Origin of the sequence: Paraburkholderia sp. IW21 (assembly GCF_041321145.1) — a bacterium.
In the GTDB taxonomy this organism is placed as follows: domain Bacteria; phylum Pseudomonadota; class Gammaproteobacteria; order Burkholderiales; family Burkholderiaceae; genus Paraburkholderia.
Window position 1 is genome coordinate 358,524 of sequence record NZ_JBGGWA010000001.1, and the last position, 15,309, is coordinate 373,832.

General features: G+C 61.9%; 16 protein-coding genes. 3 read left to right on the forward strand and 13 right to left on the reverse strand.

The annotated features are described in order from the left end of the window. Nucleotides 1-148 precede the first annotated feature (148 nt). Together ACAX43_RS01625 and ACAX43_RS01630 are read right to left on the reverse strand one after the other, a co-directional pair. Nucleotides 149-727: a DUF4337 domain-containing protein gene (locus ACAX43_RS01625; protein WP_370706672.1), complete on the reverse strand. Its 579-nt coding sequence runs from the start codon at nt 725-727 to the stop codon at nt 149-151. Between the two features lie 146 nt (nt 728-873). After that, a complete protein-coding gene (locus ACAX43_RS01630; RefSeq protein WP_370706673.1) occupies nt 874-1,818 on the reverse strand; it encodes an AEC family transporter in 945 nt (314 codons plus the stop codon). A 233-nt stretch (nt 1,819-2,051) separates the two neighbouring features. Between ACAX43_RS01630 and ACAX43_RS01635 the strand changes: the two genes are divergently transcribed. Further along, nucleotides 2,052-2,588: a GNAT family N-acetyltransferase gene (locus ACAX43_RS01635; protein ID WP_370707073.1), complete on the forward strand. Its 537-nt coding sequence runs from the start codon at nt 2,052-2,054 to the stop codon at nt 2,586-2,588. 2 nt (nt 2,589-2,590) lie between these two features. Here ACAX43_RS01635 and ACAX43_RS01640 read toward each other — a convergent pair whose 3' ends face one another. Then, on the reverse strand, nt 2,591-3,331 hold the full coding sequence (locus tag ACAX43_RS01640; RefSeq protein WP_370706674.1) for a GNAT family N-acetyltransferase: 741 nt from the start codon (nt 3,329-3,331) through the stop codon (nt 2,591-2,593). A gap of 109 nt (nt 3,332-3,440) precedes the next feature. Here ACAX43_RS01640 and ACAX43_RS01645 point away from each other — a divergent pair, with 109 nt between their 5' ends. Both ACAX43_RS01645 and ACAX43_RS01650 read left to right on the forward strand, forming a co-directional pair. Next, the gene (locus ACAX43_RS01645) at nt 3,441-4,964 is read left to right on the forward strand and encodes a PLP-dependent aminotransferase family protein (protein WP_370706675.1); all 1,524 of its coding nucleotides are present in this window, start codon (nt 3,441-3,443) and stop codon (nt 4,962-4,964) included. A gap of 222 nt (nt 4,965-5,186) precedes the next feature. Next, nucleotides 5,187-5,519, forward strand: coding sequence for a hypothetical protein (locus ACAX43_RS01650; protein ID WP_370706676.1), 333 nt, complete (start codon nt 5,187-5,189; stop codon nt 5,517-5,519). A gap of 19 nt (nt 5,520-5,538) precedes the next feature. Here the strand turns inward: ACAX43_RS01650 and ACAX43_RS01655 are convergent, their stop codons facing one another. The 10 genes from ACAX43_RS01655 to ACAX43_RS01700 all read right to left on the reverse strand — a co-directional run bounded on the left by ACAX43_RS01655 (nt 5,539) and on the right by ACAX43_RS01700 (nt 15,134). Continuing rightward, the gene (locus ACAX43_RS01655; RefSeq protein ID WP_370706677.1) at nt 5,539-5,688 is read right to left on the reverse strand and encodes a hypothetical protein; all 150 of its coding nucleotides are present in this window, start codon (nt 5,686-5,688) and stop codon (nt 5,539-5,541) included. After that, nucleotides 5,675-6,160: an N-acetyltransferase family protein gene (locus ACAX43_RS01660; protein ID WP_370706678.1), complete on the reverse strand. Its 486-nt coding sequence runs from the start codon at nt 6,158-6,160 to the stop codon at nt 5,675-5,677. Before ACAX43_RS01660 ends, ACAX43_RS01655 begins: the two co-directional genes overlap by 14 nt. Before the next feature lie 189 nt (nt 6,161-6,349). After that, a complete protein-coding gene (locus ACAX43_RS01665) occupies nt 6,350-7,081 on the reverse strand; it encodes an Asp/Glu/hydantoin racemase (protein ID WP_370706679.1) in 732 nt (243 codons plus the stop codon). A gap of 13 nt (nt 7,082-7,094) precedes the next feature. Next, nucleotides 7,095-8,474, reverse strand: a complete 1,380-nt coding sequence (locus ACAX43_RS01670; protein WP_370707074.1) for an amidohydrolase family protein — start codon at nt 8,472-8,474, stop codon at nt 7,095-7,097. A 90-nt stretch (nt 8,475-8,564) separates the two neighbouring features. Further along, nucleotides 8,565-9,908, reverse strand: a complete 1,344-nt coding sequence (locus tag ACAX43_RS01675; protein ID WP_370706680.1) for a nucleobase:cation symporter-2 family protein — start codon at nt 9,906-9,908, stop codon at nt 8,565-8,567. An 87-nt stretch (nt 9,909-9,995) separates the two neighbouring features. Next, a complete protein-coding gene (locus ACAX43_RS01680) occupies nt 9,996-11,090 on the reverse strand; it encodes a GTP-binding protein (protein WP_370706681.1) in 1,095 nt (364 codons plus the stop codon). Between the two features lie 49 nt (nt 11,091-11,139). After that, nucleotides 11,140-11,754 (reverse strand): UbiX family flavin prenyltransferase, encoded by a 615-nt coding sequence (locus ACAX43_RS01685; protein ID WP_370706682.1) that lies wholly within the window; start codon nt 11,752-11,754, stop codon nt 11,140-11,142. Next, nucleotides 11,751-13,148 carry a UbiD family decarboxylase gene (locus ACAX43_RS01690; protein WP_370706683.1) on the reverse strand — a complete coding sequence of 466 codons (1,398 nt, stop codon included), beginning with the start codon at nt 13,146-13,148 and terminating at the stop codon, nt 11,751-11,753. Before ACAX43_RS01690 ends, ACAX43_RS01685 begins: the two co-directional genes overlap by 4 nt. A 94-nt stretch (nt 13,149-13,242) precedes the next feature. Next, nucleotides 13,243-14,169 (reverse strand): amidohydrolase family protein, encoded by a 927-nt coding sequence (locus ACAX43_RS01695; RefSeq protein WP_054033985.1) that lies wholly within the window; start codon nt 14,167-14,169, stop codon nt 13,243-13,245. Beyond that, nucleotides 14,169-15,134 carry an amidohydrolase family protein gene (locus tag ACAX43_RS01700; protein ID WP_370706684.1) on the reverse strand — a complete coding sequence of 322 codons (966 nt, stop codon included), beginning with the start codon at nt 15,132-15,134 and terminating at the stop codon, nt 14,169-14,171. The genes ACAX43_RS01695 and ACAX43_RS01700 overlap by 1 nt, the downstream gene beginning before the upstream one ends. Nucleotides 15,135-15,309 lie beyond the last annotated feature (175 nt).

Sequence of the window (15,309 nt, forward strand, 5' to 3'; positions counted from 1 at the left end):
GAGTCCTCCATGACAGGTTGCGCCCTATACAGCGGCGCGGATGCGCGATGCGAGATCGCGGCGTCCTGAATTTATGTCATGAAAGTTGGACTGCCGAGCATCCAATCCACATGTCTTTGACCTACGACAAAGTGGAGTGCGGCGAGCTTTAGGCCGACAAGAACGCCACGGCACCCGTCACCACACCCGCTGCCGCGATGAGGAACGACAGGTTGCGCAGCCATTTCTTGCGAGTCAGCAACGTGATCGCACACAGGGCGATGGCAACCTGAATCAACGTGGTGGCCTGCGCCCAGCGATGATGACCGTGCAGGAGCGCTTCACTTTTGGCGTCGGCGTCCACGACTTCCTTCTCGATCGCTTCAGCCTTCGCGCGGATCGGCTCCTTCTGCTGCTTGTACTTGGCGACGTCGGCGAGGAACTTTGCGTGTGCATCGGCATTGCCGAGCGACAACGTTGCGCCAAGGTCCGCGAGATTCTCTTTCTCGCCCTTGGCCTGGTAGTAGTTCCATTGATTCGATGCTTCGGTCTTTTTAATGGCGGCTTCGTTCTTGTAGTACAGCGCCAGGTTTTCGCTATTGCCGCTTTGGTATGCGCACAGTGCGCCGATCGTCGCGAGAATCGCCGTCATCACGGCCATGCGGCTCCCAAAGGGATCGGCGTCGTGGTGGCCGGCGTGTTCAACTGCATGGTCGTGCGGACCATGTACTTCATATTCTTCAGACATCCGATTCTCCGAGCGAAGCTTTTTTTGTGGGTTCCGGGCGGTGCGCATGACGACGACCCATGCGCGTGCCCCAACTCTAGCATCGCGAGAGGGTACGCAGCTTCAAGATAGGTTTTGTCGCGGATGCCGGTGCGCTCGTGGTTCGCTTACGAGCGATGTCCCATCACCAGCAGTAGCAGCGACAAGGTCACCACCGAGCCCACCGTCGACAGCAAAATCGTGCGCGACGTGATGTGCGCCTCGCGCTGGTAGAACTCGGCCAGCATGAACGGGCCGGTGCCGGTGGGCAGCGCGGCCAGCACGACAGCCATCTCGACCAGGGTGGGCGAGAGCCCGAACACGCGCGCCGCCAGCCACCAGGTCAGCGCGGGTTGCGCCAGCAGCTTCACTCCGGTCAGCAGCAGCGAGATGCCTCGCGCGCCGGTCTCGGACGGGCGCTTTTCCGCGAGGAACAAGCCGAGACTCACCAGCGCGCAAGGACTGGCCGCGCCGCTCAACAGCTTCAGAAAGGTCTCCGCGCTCTGCGGCAACGCGACGTGGGTGCTCGCGAACAGCACGCCCGCAATCGGCGACACGATCAGCGGATTGCGCGCTAGTGAGCGCAGCACTTTCAAACCCAGCTTGTGCGGCGTGCGCTCGGTCTGCAAGCCGACTTCGATCAACACGATCGCGAGCGCGAACAGCACGCACGCGACAAGAATCGTGGCGATCGTGGTCGGCGTCAGGCTGGCTGGCCCGAACGCGATCATGCCCAGCGGAAAGCCGATGTAACCGGTGTTTGGATACGACGCCGCAATCGCGTCGACGCTCGCGTCGGCCAGGTGCCGGCCACGCATCAAACGCATGACGAGAATCAGCAGAAACACGCTGACGCACCCCATCGAAAACGACGCGACGAAGGCCGGCTGATAGAGCTGTTGCCAGGTGGCGCGCGCCATTGTGTCGAACAGCAGAGCCGGCAACGCCAGCCAGACCACAAAGCGATTCAACTCCGACGCGCCGTTCGGTCCGAGCACGCCGCGCCGACGGCATGCAAAGCCCGCCAAAATCAGGCCGAACACGGGAAGCAGAATCTCAAGGGTGGCTAACATCGGGGCAAACGGCGCGGGGCGTGGGGGTGGGCGGAACGAGCGATCCGCCAGCGTAGCGGCTTGCGTGGATACAATCCAGTACTGTTTTGTGCGTCCGACAATACCTTTTTTGCATCGTCATTCCGCGTGAGTGCGTCGTGATCGATACCAAGCCTAAAAAATCTGCGATCATCCCAGGCACCCCGTCAACGCTGCTTAACCCCAAAGCGTCCACGCCAACCATCAGCTCGCCCATGTCCACCCGCCCCACGCTTCTCACCACCGACCGCCTGATCATGCGTCCGCACACGCGCGATGATTTCCTCGATAGCTACGCGATGTGGTCCGATTCCGAGGTGATCCGCTACATTGGCGGCAAGCCGTTCACGCGCGAGGAAGTCTGGGCGCGCCTGCTGCGTTACGCCGGGCATTGGGCGATGCTGGGATACGGTTATTGGGTCGTGCGGGAAAAAGATAGCGGCCGGTTCATCGGCGAAGTCGGCTTTGCCGACTACCACCGCGAGATCGAGCCTTCGTTGATGAATACACCTGAAATCGGCTGGGCATTGGACCCCGCCGTGCACCACCGAGGCTACGCAACCGAAGCCGTGCGCGCCGCTCTCGGTTGGGCCGACGCGCACTGGCCGGACGGCGACACCGCCTGCATCATCTCGCCGGAAAACCAGCCGTCGCTGCGGGTCGCGCAGAAGTGCGGATACCGCGAGCAGCTTCGCACGACATACAAAGGCAAGCCGACCATCGTGCTGCGGCGAACGGCAGGCGGGACCTGAGTCTATTGACCGCCTTCGCTCGCCGCCGCCCGCTGTCGCGCGACCAGATCCACCAGCCGTTCAACCTGCTTGCCCTGCGCATCGAAGTTGCCGGCATCGAGCCAGCGCGCATAGCTCGGACGCAGTGCGGGCCATTCGCTGTCGATGATCGAAAACCACGCGGTGTCGCGATTGCGTTCGCGATACACGATCGCCTGCCGGAAGATCCCTTCGAACGTAAAGCCATACCGCGACGCGGCTGTGCGCGACGGTCCGTTCAGCGAATCGCACTTCCATTCGAAGCGGCGATAGCCGAGGTCGTCGAACACATGGTTCATCAGCAGGAACATCGCTTCGGTGGCGATGCGGGTGCGCTTCAGGCGCGGCGAATAGGTGACGTGCCCAACTTCGATCACACCGTTCGCGCGGTCGATACGCATCAGCGCGAGCGTGCCGACCGCCTTGCCGGTCGCCAGATCGATCACCGCATAGTGCAGCGGATCGGCCGACGCGGCTGCGCGCGTCAGATGTTCGCGATACGCGGCCAGGCTGTCGAACGGCCCGACATTCAGATAGGTCCAGTCGCGGCCATCGGGCGCCGAGCTGTAGGCCTCGAACAGGTCTGCCGCATGGCGCTCCACGTCCACCGGTTCGATCCGGCAATAACGGCCCACCAGCGGCTCCCGGCCGGGCGCCTGGGCGCCGTTCCAGCCCGTCACGGGGACGCCGATCGGCTGCTCGAACGCGTTACGTCTGGGTTCCATGTCTGCTCTCCTGTCAGGGGTTGATGATCGTTTGGCTATGGTGAACGATACGGCAAACGTGGTATGTTAAAAAGATCCAGTCCAATCGAATTTGATAGGTCCAGCCGCGATGATCGAGATCATTGGCCCGCTCGCCAACCCGGTTGCGGCGACCACCGCCGGTAACGGCGAAAAGTCCGTGCCGCTGCAAAAACAACTGATCGAGCGCCTACAGCAGGCGATTCTCGCCGGGCGTTTGCCGGCGGGGTCGCTGCTGCCGTCGTCGCGGTTGCTGGCGGCGGAGATGGGCGTGTCGCGCAACACGGTGGTGATCGCTTACGAGCATCTGGCCGCGGTCGGCTACGTGGTGGCCGACAAAAAGGGCACGCGCGTAAGTCCGCTCTCCAGCCCGGCCGCCTGCGGTGAACCGCGGACACTGCCGGCCGCGCCGGAGGTGGCCTACGCGGCGCGCGTCGAGCAATTCGCGGCGACGCGCACCCATGCCGACAACACCTTGCCGCTGACACCAGGCACGCCCGCGCTGGACCGCTTTCCACTGGCCGCCTGGCGGCGTGCGCTCGAACGGTCGATGGAGCGCGCGTTGCCGCTCGCGCTCGGCTATGGCATACCGACGGGCGAACCGGCGCTGCGCGACGCGATTGCCGCGCATCTGCGGATGGCGCGCGGCGTACGCTGCGAGGGCTCGCAGGTGGTGATCACCGAAGGCGCCCAGGAGGCGCTAAATCTTTGTGTGCGGCTGTTCACCAATCCGGGCGACATCGCGTGGGTCGAAGACCCTGGCTATCGCGGCGCCAAGGCCGCCTTCAATCTCGGCGACCTGACCATGGTGCCTATGCCGGTCGATCCCGAAGGCATCGCGGTGCCGCCCGAGGCGTGGCGCACGCATACGCCGAAGCTGATCTACACGTCGCCGGCGCATCAATATCCGACTGGTTCAGTGTTGTCGGTGACGCGCCGTCTGGAGCTGATCGCGCAGGCGCGCCGCCATGGCGCCTGGCTAATCGAAGACGATTACGACGGCGAATTTCGCCACACCGGCGAGCCGATCGCCAGCATGCAAGGACTGGTCGAGGACGCGCCGGTGTTGTATGTCGGCTCATTCAGCAAAACGATGTTTCCGGCACTGCGTATCGGCTTCGTGGTGTTGCCACGCGCCATCGCCGCGCACACCGCTGTTGCGTTGCAGGAAATGCTGCGCGGCGGGCATCGGCTGGAGCAACTGGCGCTGGCGCATTTCATCGGCAGCGGCGAATTCGGGCGCCATCTGGGCCGCATGCGGCGCTTATATCGTGAGCGCCAGCAGGCGTTACGCGATGCACTCAACGCGCATTTCGCGCCGTCGCAGATTCTGGGCGGCAATTGCGGCATGCATCTGACGCTTCGCCTGCCGTCGCACATTTCCGATCGGACCCTCGCGGAACGCGCGCTCGCCGAGCGGCTCAATCCGCGCGCGCTATCCGGTTTTGCGTTGCAGCAGCGCGAGAACACGAACGGGCTGGTGATTGGGTACGGCAGCACGCCAGCGGAGCAACTGGTGCCGGCTGTCCGCGTATTGGCCGGGCTGGCGCGGGAGATGGCGCGCGAGCCGGGCAGCGGGTTGGCAAGTTCGATCTCCACCCGGCGCGGCGTGTAAGTTTTTACGTTTGTCCGCGTGCCCTATGTCGCGCTATCGTGTCGCTTATGCGCGGCGATTTTGAAGTGCGCGACATCGACGAATCGCCCGCAGAGCATGCCCAGCGCACTGCCTTGCAACATCGCGTGGCGTGCGGCGTGAGCCTGCCGGGCCTTTGCCCGGCTCGGGCATGAAGAATGCCTTGGTTGTGGTTATCTATGACGATCTATCTGCGGAGACGACATGAAGGAAATCGAACCGACCACGTGGTTTGAGCTTGCCGCCCATACGCCTGTCCGGGAAGGCTGGTATGAGGTGCAGTTGACCAGCGGGGATACAGCGTTTGCGAAATTTGGCGACGGGATATGGACTGAGAAACCGTTGCTGGTCTTTACGCACTGGCGTGGCCTTTCGGCGGACCCGTCGAAAGCTGCGGAAGGCGAGGCTGAATCGATCGGCGCGGAAGCCACCGCGGCTCAGGGCGTACGCGCCGCATGGAATGCGTTTTTCCCAGGACTCGGCGAAGAACAGCACAAACCGCTGGATGCTGTGCCGAACGGTAAGGCCCCGCATTGACCCACACCGGGGCGGCGGCTTATCGGCTGCCGCTCCGCGATATCTGGTAGCTGATCAGGCATTGCGCGCGCGAGCCGCGATGCAGATGCAGCGCGAATAGCGGTTGCACCCAGCTACGGTTGCTCTTCAGATTGCCATTACTTCCGCTTAGCGTGTCACGAATTGCCATCGGCAAACGCCGTGAGGGCGTCGCCCGCCAGCCGGTAGCGAACCCATTCGCTTTGCGCGCTCGCGCCGATCGATTCATAGAAGCCGATTGCCGGCTCGTTCCAGTCGAGCACGCTCCATTCGAAGCGCCCACAGCCTGTTTCGCATGCAATTTGTGCGAGGTGGCGAAGCATCTGTTTGCCCGCGCCACTGCCACGCGATTTCGGCGATATGTACAGGTCTTCCAGATAAAGCCCCTGTTTGCCGAGCCACGTCGAATAAGAAAAGAAGTAGACACAAAAGCCGATCGGCTCGCCGTTCATTTCGCAAATCAACGCCTTGGCTGTGGACGTGGCGGCGAACAGGCTTGCTTCGATATCGCTAACGGTAGCGACAACTTCATGCTCTGCTTTCTCATACACCGCGAGTTCGGTGATAAAGCGGAGAATCAAGTCGGTGTCGGATGCGTGGGCAGGGCGGATGTGGATGGTCAAGGTGCGGTGCTCGGTGGGTTGGATGGCGGATCGAAGTTTAGCGAAGATGCAGCGGCTTCGGATCAAACATCTATCGTATCGTTTATCCCACTGATCAGCATTCGCACGCATGACGGAAGCTAATCGACGCTTGCGATTGAAGAGGGCATTGCGCGGTTGAGGCAGGCCGCGCTGCTACCGGCCATCCGATCAAGCGACGTCGGTGAACAACCGCCCCCAACTCGCCAGTGGCTCCGTATTCACCCCCAACATCCTTAAAGACTTCCACACCACGGTCGCCACCGTGTCATAAGCCGGAATATCGGTAGCCATCTCGAACGCCCGCACCAAATGCGCCGCGTGCAGATTCGTGCAAAAGGTCGTCACCGCATCCGGCCTCGCAAACGCGGCCTCACGCATCATGATCGCCAACTGCGTGTCCGGCACCTCGGCAAAGCTGAAATTGTTCTGCAAGCCGAGGTGTCGTTCCGCGACGCATTCGATGCCGAGCTTCTCGTAGTTGCGGACGATCCGCTGCTGAACATCGTCGATATACGGTGACACCAAGCCGAACCGCCGCACGCCGGATTTAGCGAAGATTTCGTTGAGCGCCAGCACCGAGGTCGTTGCGGGGATACCCGTTGCCTCGGTGATCTGGCGGCACAACGCCTGGTCGCGCTCGAATCCGAGCCAACCTGCGGACGTGCCGCTCCAGCCGATTACATCCACGCGCGCATCGGCCAGTTGACGCGCCGCCGCCAGAATCCGGCTCGCGTCGAACTGCCCGAGCGCCTGCTCCGATAGCGCGATCTCCGTCACCGTGAAGCGGGCAAAGTGCGCGCTGACGTGCGGCAATTCGCTGAGCATCGCCGCGGTGATCGGCTCAAGCGCCGTGTTCGACGACGGCGTCAACACGCCGAGCCGGATTCGCCGGGATTGCATCGAGGCACGTCCCTTAGTCGGCGAGCAACAGCTTTACGCCCTCGGCTGCTTCATAGCGAAGCTGGTCGAGATCGAGGCCGGGTATTACGCCGTTATCGACCACCACGCGGCCATTCACCACGTTGTAGCGGACGCGAGCCGGTTCACCTGCTGTCACTGGCGCCACAGCCGGATCGTGGAAGCCGTTGAAGCGCAGATCGCTGACGTCGTACAGCACGAAATCCGCTGCCTTGCCGACTTCGAGCGTGCCGACCGCATCGAGACCGAGCACGCCTGCACCGCCCGCGCTGCCCCAATGAATCGTCTCTTCAACGGTGGTCGCCGACGCACCCTGCGCCGCGCGATGCACGAGCCACGCGAAGTGCGCTTCATTGGTCATGCTGCCGGATTCGTTCGAAGCCACGCCGTCTACTGCGAGCGACATCGGTACGCCCGCCGCTGCCATCTGCGGTGCGGGCGCAATGCCGCTACCCAGACGCGCATTGCTCACCGGGCAGTGCGAGCAGCCGCTGCCGGTTTCCGCGAGCATCGCGATTTCGCTTGCCTGTAGATGCACGAGGTGAGCGAACCACACGTCGGGTCCGAGCCATTCGTGATCGGCGACGAACTCCACCGGCAGTTTGTTAAAGCGCTCCTTGCAGAAGTCGACGTAGCGCGTCGTTTCGGAAAGATGCGTGTGCAACCTTAGACCCATGCGACGGGCCGCACGCGCGACTTCGGGCAGCAGTTCGGGCGGCAGCGAGAACGTCGGCGTAGTCGGTGCAACGACGACGCGGCGCATCGAAGCGTCGCCCGAATCGTGATAGCGCGACTTCAGTCGTTCGATGTCGGCGAGCATCTGATCGAGCGTTTCGGGTTTGAGCGCCACCTTCGAGAACCCCGGATGATCGCCGGCAGCCTGCAATGCGCCGCCACGGCACAGCACGAAACGCATGCCGAACGAAGCGGCTTCGTCGAACAGCAGATCGCCGGTTTCGGTGGTGCCGTCCGCGTGATAGAGGTAGTGGTGATCGGCGCAGGTTGTCACGCCGGACAGCAGCAGCTCCGCAAGACCCAATCGCGCAGCAACACGCGCCAGGTCCGGCGTAAAGCGAGCGAGTCGCGGATACGGCACCGCGGCCAGCCATTCCTGCAAATCGGCATTGATGCCGGACGGCACCGCCTTCAGCAGGTTCTGGAACAGATGGTGATGAGTGTTCACCCAGCCCGGATAGACGACGCATGAACGCGCGTCGATCACGCGTTCATCGGCGCGCGGTTCGAGGTTAGGGGCGATGGCCGCGATACGGCCGTTGCGAATCCGCAGATCGACCTGACCCAGGCGCGCGCTATCACCACTTCGGCCGCTCATTACCGCGACAGGGTTCTTGATCAGCAACGCTTCAGTTTGCATGCTCACGATTCAATGTCCTTTCAGTTACTGCGAAGCGGCCGTCGGTCCAGGGAGGCGCGACGGCCGCGCTCGTCTTACTGCCTGCGCCGCTTATTCGCGCACCAGGTTGTGCGTCTCGACGATCTTTTCTTCTTCGTGCGCGCCGTTCAGTACCGCGTTCAGTACGACCGATACCAGACACGCCAGCACCACGCCGCTATGCACGAAAGGCTGCGTCCAGTCGGGCATGTGCTTGAAGACTTGCGGCGCCATCACCGGAATCAGCGCGGTGGCGATCGTGAAGCCGACGATCAGCACGTTGTAGCGATTGCGCTCGAAGTCCACCTTCGCCAAGGTTTGCACGCCGGCTGCCACCACCACCCCGAACATCGCGATACCGGCGCCGCCGAGGGCCGCTGAGGGTGTCGATGCGACTATCGCGCCGATCTTCGGCACCAGCGCCACCACGCACATCAGCACGCCGCTGATCGCCACCACCCAGCGGCTACGCACGCCGGTCAGGATCACGAGGCCGACGTTTTCCATGAAGGCGATGAACGGGAACGCCGCGAACATGCCGGCAATCGCGCTGGCAAGACCGTTCGCGCGCATGCCGCGTACCACATCTTCCTCGCTGACGTCCTTGTCGACAATGTCACCGATTGCGACGAATAGTCCCATCGATTCGACCATCTGCACCACCATCACGACGATCATCGTCAGCACGGGCACCAGCGAAAACACGGGCGCGCCGAAGTGGAACGGCATCGGCATCGTGAACCACGGCGCGGCGCTCACGCTGGTGAAGTTGCCCATGCCGAGCGAGCAGGCCAGAATGCCGCCCGCAACCAAACCGATCAGCACGGAGAGATTGCGCAGAAACGGGCCGGCAAAGCGGTTGATCGCAAGAATCACCAGCGCGACGAACAGCGTGACGCTCAGGAAGGGCAACGCACCGAACTGCTGCTGCGCGGCCTCGCCACCACCGGCCCATTGATACGCAACGGGGAACAGTTGCAAACCAATCACGGTCACGATGCAGCCGGTCACCACAGGTGGGAAGAACCTTCGTAAGCGTCCGATCAAGGGTGCGGCGAACAGGGTGAAGAGCCCCGCGCCAATTACCGCGCCACACACGCCGGCGAAGCCGACACCCGGACTCGTGCCGATAGCGATCACCGGCCCGACGCTGCTGAATGCGACGCCTTGCAGAATCGGCAGACGCACGCCGAACTTCCAGAAACCGACGGTCTGCAAGATCGTCGAAATGCCCGAGCAAAACAGCGCGGTGCTGATTAACACGGTGGTGTCGGCCGACGACATCTTCAATGCCGACGCAACGATCAGCGGAACGGCAATTGCGCCGATATAAGCGACCAGCATGTGCTGCAAACCGAGCGTGATCATCTGGCGCTTCGGCAAAATCCGATCGACGGGGTGTATGGCGGTGTTCATGACGTGTCTCCTATTATCGTTTTCGATCGGTGCGCGCCGCACGGCTCGGCCGTGCAGCATCACTTCGCGCGCCGACCGGATATCCCGTCAGGCCGCAACCGGCACGGCAAGACAGGCATGGAAGCGGTCGGTCAGCGCGGCGCGATCGAGATCGCGTCCGATGAATACGATGCGGCATGAGCGTGGTTCACTGCCCCACGCTTGCGCCGCGCGCAGCTCAATAACGTTGTGCACGCCTTGCAGCACATAGCGGTGCGACTGGCCTTGCAAAGCGAGAATGCCCTTCATGCGGAACAGGTTGGTTGCATCGGCTTCGCGCAACTCGGTGAGCCACCTTTGCAGCGCGTCGAGATCGATATCCGCGTCGACTTCGATACCGACTGAGGACACGCTTTCGTCGTGCTGGTGGTCGGCGTGATCGTCATCGTGCTCGTCGTGAGCGTGATGCGCTTCATGTTCTTCGTGGTGATGCTCGTGAGCGTGTTCTTCCTCATGCAAGCCATCGGTCTCGACCAGAATCTGCGAGAACTCGTTTGCACCCACGCCAAGGATCTTGTCGAGATCGATTCGCGCATAACTCGACTCGACGATCTCCGCCGTGGCGTTCAGGCTGCGAATGCGTTGCGTCAGCGAGGCGATATCCGCGGGGCCAACCAGATCGACCTTGTTGATCACAATACGATCTGCGCAGACGATCTGATCGACTGCCTGGTTATCGCTGCCATCGAGCACCACGTCGTCCAGATGCGCGGCGATATGCTTTGCATCCACCATCGTGACGACGGCATCCAGCGTCACCTGCTTCGCGATCGGATCATCGAGGAAGAAAGTCTGGGCGACCGGATACGGATCGGCGAGCCCGCTCGTTTCGACAATGATGTGATCGAGCCGGTCCGGTCTTTCAACCAGCATTCGCACGATCCGCACCAGGTCTTCACGCACCGCGCCGACGCAGCACACGCAACCATTGGTCATCTCGTAGATCTCTTCGGTCGATTCGAGCACGAGGCCACCGTCGATGCCGATTTCGCCGAACTCGTTTTCGATCACCGCGATCTTGCGGCCGTGCTTCTCGCGCAGGATGTAGTTGAGCAGCGTCGTCTTGCCGGCGCCGAGAAAGCCGGTCAGCACCGTGACAGGGATTTTCTCGATTTCGTTGTGGGTGGTGTGAATGTGATTCATGGCTCGTCTCCGTTTCTTCGTTCGTACTGCGGTTCGTGCGGTTCGGCTATCAGGCGATATGCGGTGCGTGTGCTTTCGCTTCGGTTTCCACTTCTACTTCTGCTTCTCGCCAGCGTTTGACGGTGCCCGCTTCGAGACCGAACAGATCGAGCGCGCGGCCTAGCGTGTGGTCGATCATCTGGTCGAGTGAAACAGGGCGCGCGTAAAACGCCGGAACAGGTGGGGCAACGATCGCGCCCATTTCAGTGACGGCGATCATGTTGCGCAGATGCGCCAGCGTGTATGGGGTTTCACGCGCCAGCAGCACCAGAGGGCGACGCTCTTTCAACGTGACGTCGGCGGCGCGCGAGATCAAGCTCGACGACATGCCGCTGGCAATTTCGGCAAGCGTCTTCATCGAACAGGGGGCGACGATCATGCCCAGCGAGCGGAACGAGCCGCTGGAAATGGCCGCCGCCATGTCGTCGCACCGGTAGGTGAAGCTGGCGAGGGCGCTGACTTCGGCGAACTTGTAGTCGGTTTCGTGCGTCATCGTCAGCAGGGCGCTGCGCGAGACAGTCAGATGCGTCTCGATGTCGAGGTCACGCAGCAGTTGCAGCAGGCGCACGCCGTACGTGAAACCGGACGCGCCGCTGATGCCGACTACGAGCCGCCGCGGGGTCATCGCTGTGCTCCGGCGGCCGCGTGGGCCAAAATCTCAACGGCGTGTTGCGATGCCCGCTCGCTGATCTGTGCGCGGATACCGTCGAAATGCGAGCCGCGTGTCGCGTCGATACCCATGCGTGACGTTGTGCCCGCAGCGGATGACGAAGGATCGAGCGGGCTGCCCGGCAAGCCGTCGACGATAAACACGTCCTGATGCGGCTGGAAATGCGTGGCGATGGCCCACAGCACTTGCGAATCGTTGGTGATGTCGATATCGCTATCCACGGCCACCACGTTCTTGAGATACGGGTCCCATCCCAGCAATGCGAGCATGATCTGGCGCGCTTCGCCGTCGCGTGTCTGATTCAATGCGACGTAGCAGTGGAAGTGCGTGCCCGAGTTCGGATAGTGCAGCGCGGTAACGGAAGGAAAGCGCGCCTTCAGCTTCTCGCTCATCTCCGCTTCGCGTGGCAAGCGGGCCAGCGTTAGATGTTCCGCATACGGACCGCCGACCACATCGACGAGCCATGCATCGTTACGCCGCATCATCGTGTCGATGCGCAGCACGTTGTTGGTCGAACGGTCCGACGAATAGCCGGTGAATTCGCCGAACGGGCCTTCCTCGGCGTGGGCATCCGGGTCGATCGTCCCTTCAAGGACGAATTCCGCAGAGGCCGGCACACCAATACCGTAACGCGGCGTCCGGACCAATTCCAACGGCGCACCGAACAATCCGCCTGCAATAGCGCGTTCATCTGTACCAAAGGGCACGCGTGCCGCAGCGGCCAGCATGAACAACGGATGCGCGCCGATCACCATCGCGACCTTCAATGTGTCGCCGCGTGCTTTGGCGGTTTGCAGCATGCGCCACAGATGGCCACGCGAATGCAAGCTGGTTGCCAACGCATTGCGGGCATGCCGCATCGAGCGGTGATAGCTGAGATTGGCGACGCCCGTCACCGGATCTTCGGCGACGATCACCGCGTTGGTAATGTATGGACCACGGTCGGTATCGAAGTGGCGGATCATCGGCAGTTGCGCGAGATCGACTGCGTCGCCTTCGATAACCTGGTCGAGAACCGGACCTGTGGGAACGAAAACCGGTGCGATAGGGGCGTTCGCACGTTGCTGGTAAGCGTCGAATAAGCCCGACGCGTCGACGTCGAACAAACGCCCAATGCGTGTACGTGAAGCAAAGAAATTGGTGACCAGCGGTGTTGCAATGCCGTCGACCTGTTCGCAGATCAACATCTGATGCTGACCCCGTGCTGCCAATTCGGCGACCACAGCGGTGACATCCTGATCGGCAGACAAAGGTCGCTTAAGCGTCAATACATCATCGGGAAACTGCTCGCGATACGCCTGCGCGAAGCGGTGAAAATCCTGCGTGGCGCGGAAGAGGTTATCCGCCATAGTGAACTCCGTCGAATGCGATAACGAAAGCGGACTGTTGGGAGAGGCAGGTGCGATCAGACTCGCACCTGCCCCACAGCAAGCGCTGAACGCGTTAAGCCGGTTGCGTTACGTCATTGACGTAGGTGGCCTTCAAACGCTTTTCCGCTTCGGCCAGATCCTTCGGCGGCTTGGTCGGCTCGATGCCGACCAGACGGGCGATGTTGTTGCCCATATAGTCTTCGAGACCGTCTTCATCCAGATCCATGCCTTGCGGTGCGGGTCCGCACAGCATTTCCAGTTCGCGCAGCCACATGCCCGGCTCATTCGGCGGCGAGTCCGTGCCGAACACGATCTTGTTGCGCGGCAATTCGCGAGCGAATTCGACGATGCGCGACTGATAGCACCAGCCCGATTCGCAATACACGTTCGGCGTATCCATCGCCATCCAGAACGATTCGAACGAGTAGTTGCCGCCCGTTTGAATGCCGAAGTGACCGATGATGAAATTCACCATCGGGAATTCGCGGATGATCGGATAGAACTGCGTCGGAATCGTGTACGGTCCGTCGCCGGTGTGGATCAGCACGACGACGCCGAGTTCAGCACATTTCTTCATTGCCGGACGCAGCCAGTCGAGCGCGCGATCCGGACGATAGCCGTGCATGTTCGCGTGCAGCTTCAGCATCTTGAAGCCGTACTCCTTCACGTGGAATTCGAGTTCGGCCGCGCCGTTCTCCGGGCCCCAACGCGGGTTGTACGTGAAGTTGCCGATGAAGCGATCCGGGTACTTCTGCGTGAGCTCGGCGATATACGACATGTAATCGCGAATGCCTTCACGGCCGCGGCGATTGCCGTCGCGATAGCCGGTGTTGCCCGGCGGCGGTTGAATGAAGCCCATGTCGATGCGGCGCGGCTTGCCGTTGATGATGTACGGACCGTCCATCATCTTCAGCAGACGTTCGCCGGTGAACGGCTCGCCGGTGTGGCGCCAGGCTTCGTCGACGAGATTGGTCGGGTGCAGATGGGTATCGATGATCATCAGCGGGCTCCTGCGTAGGCTGCTTGAGTTGCATTCGCGGCATGTTGCTTCGACGCGCCGGCATGGTGTTTCAGATAGGCTTGCGCTTCTTCGACGCTTCTCGGCGGCGCGCTCGGCTCAATGCCGATCATGCGGGCGAGGTTGTTGCCGAGGTAATCCTCGAGCGTGTCTTCGTCGAGATTCAGGCCTTGCGGCGGTTCGTGGCACAACACTTCGAGCAGACGCAGCCACATGCCGGGTTCATTCGGCGGCGTGTCCGAGCCGTACAGAATCTTGTGCGTCGGCAGGACCTTCGCGAATTCGACGATCCGCGATTGCAGGCACCAGCTCGATTCGCAATACACGTTCGGCGTATCGAGCGCCATCTGATACGGCTCGAAGCAATACACGCCACCCGTTTGCACGCCGAAGTGCGCCATGATGAAATTCACCGACGGGAATTCGCGGATCAGCGGATACCATTCGCTCGGGATGCTGTACGGGCCGTCGCCGGTGTGCAGCTTCACGAGCAGGCCGAGGTCCGCGCATTTACGCAAGGCAGGACGCAGCCAGTCGAGCGCGCGGTCGGGACGATACGCATGCATGTTGGCCTGCAATTGCACCATCTTGAAGCCGTGTTCCTTCGCGTAGAACTCGATGGCTTCGGCACCGTTCTCCGGGCCGCAACGCGGGTTGTAGACGAAGCAGCCGATCAGACGGTCGGGATACCTCTGCGTCATTTCGACGGTGTACGCCATGTAGTCGTCGATCGACTCGCGGCCCGAACGGTTGCCGTCGGTCCACGTATAGATGGTGTTGCCTTGCGGCGGTTGAATGAATGCCTTGTCGATGCGGCGCGGCTTGCCGTTGATGATGTAGGGGCCGTCCATCGTCTTGATCAGACGCTCGCCGGTAAATGGCTCGCCATCATGGCGCCACGCGAGGTCGACCAGGTTGGTCGGGTAACAGCTTGTGTCGATGATCATGTACTCGATCTCCTTGAGAGGAACTGGTGTATCCAGTTGCCGGATCGCGGGCAGGCGCATCGATGGAACTCAGCCCAGTTGGGCTTGCCCATGCGGCCCTTTGCAAGACGCAGTGTTTGTGCGCCTTCCCCTCGCCGGCATCGAGTGTCACACTGATGTGCACTGCTGCTTGCGA

Coding starts and splice junctions, on each gene's coding strand:
- ACAX43_RS01625 (WP_370706672.1), bottom strand. CDS start 727: ATGTCTGAAGAATATGAAGTACATGGTCCGCACGACCATGCAGTTGAA.
- ACAX43_RS01690 (WP_370706683.1), bottom strand. CDS start 13,148: ATGGCGGATAACCTCTTCCGCGCCACGCAGGATTTTCACCGCTTCGCG.
- ACAX43_RS01650 (WP_370706676.1), top strand. CDS start 5,187: ATGAAGGAAATCGAACCGACCACGTGGTTTGAGCTTGCCGCCCATACG.
- ACAX43_RS01700 (WP_370706684.1), bottom strand. CDS start 15,134: ATGATCATCGACACAAGCTGTTACCCGACCAACCTGGTCGACCTCGCG.
- ACAX43_RS01655 (WP_370706677.1), bottom strand. CDS start 5,688: ATGGCAATTCGTGACACGCTAAGCGGAAGTAATGGCAATCTGAAGAGC.
- ACAX43_RS01635 (WP_370707073.1), top strand. CDS start 2,052: ATGTCCACCCGCCCCACGCTTCTCACCACCGACCGCCTGATCATGCGT.
- ACAX43_RS01630 (WP_370706673.1), bottom strand. CDS start 1,818: ATGTTAGCCACCCTTGAGATTCTGCTTCCCGTGTTCGGCCTGATTTTG.
- ACAX43_RS01675 (WP_370706680.1), bottom strand. CDS start 9,908: ATGAACACCGCCATACACCCCGTCGATCGGATTTTGCCGAAGCGCCAG.
- ACAX43_RS01695 (WP_054033985.1), bottom strand. CDS start 14,169: ATGATCATCGATACCCATCTGCACCCGACCAATCTCGTCGACGAAGCC.
- ACAX43_RS01680 (WP_370706681.1), bottom strand. CDS start 11,090: ATGAATCACATTCACACCACCCACAACGAAATCGAGAAAATCCCTGTC.
- ACAX43_RS01640 (WP_370706674.1), bottom strand. CDS start 3,331: ATGGAACCCAGACGTAACGCGTTCGAGCAGCCGATCGGCGTCCCCGTG.
- ACAX43_RS01685 (WP_370706682.1), bottom strand. CDS start 11,754: ATGACCCCGCGGCGGCTCGTAGTCGGCATCAGCGGCGCGTCCGGTTTC.
- ACAX43_RS01645 (WP_370706675.1), top strand. CDS start 3,441: ATGATCGAGATCATTGGCCCGCTCGCCAACCCGGTTGCGGCGACCACC.
- ACAX43_RS01670 (WP_370707074.1), bottom strand. CDS start 8,474: ATGCAAACTGAAGCGTTGCTGATCAAGAACCCTGTCGCGGTAATGAGC.
- ACAX43_RS01665 (WP_370706679.1), bottom strand. CDS start 7,081: ATGCAATCCCGGCGAATCCGGCTCGGCGTGTTGACGCCGTCGTCGAAC.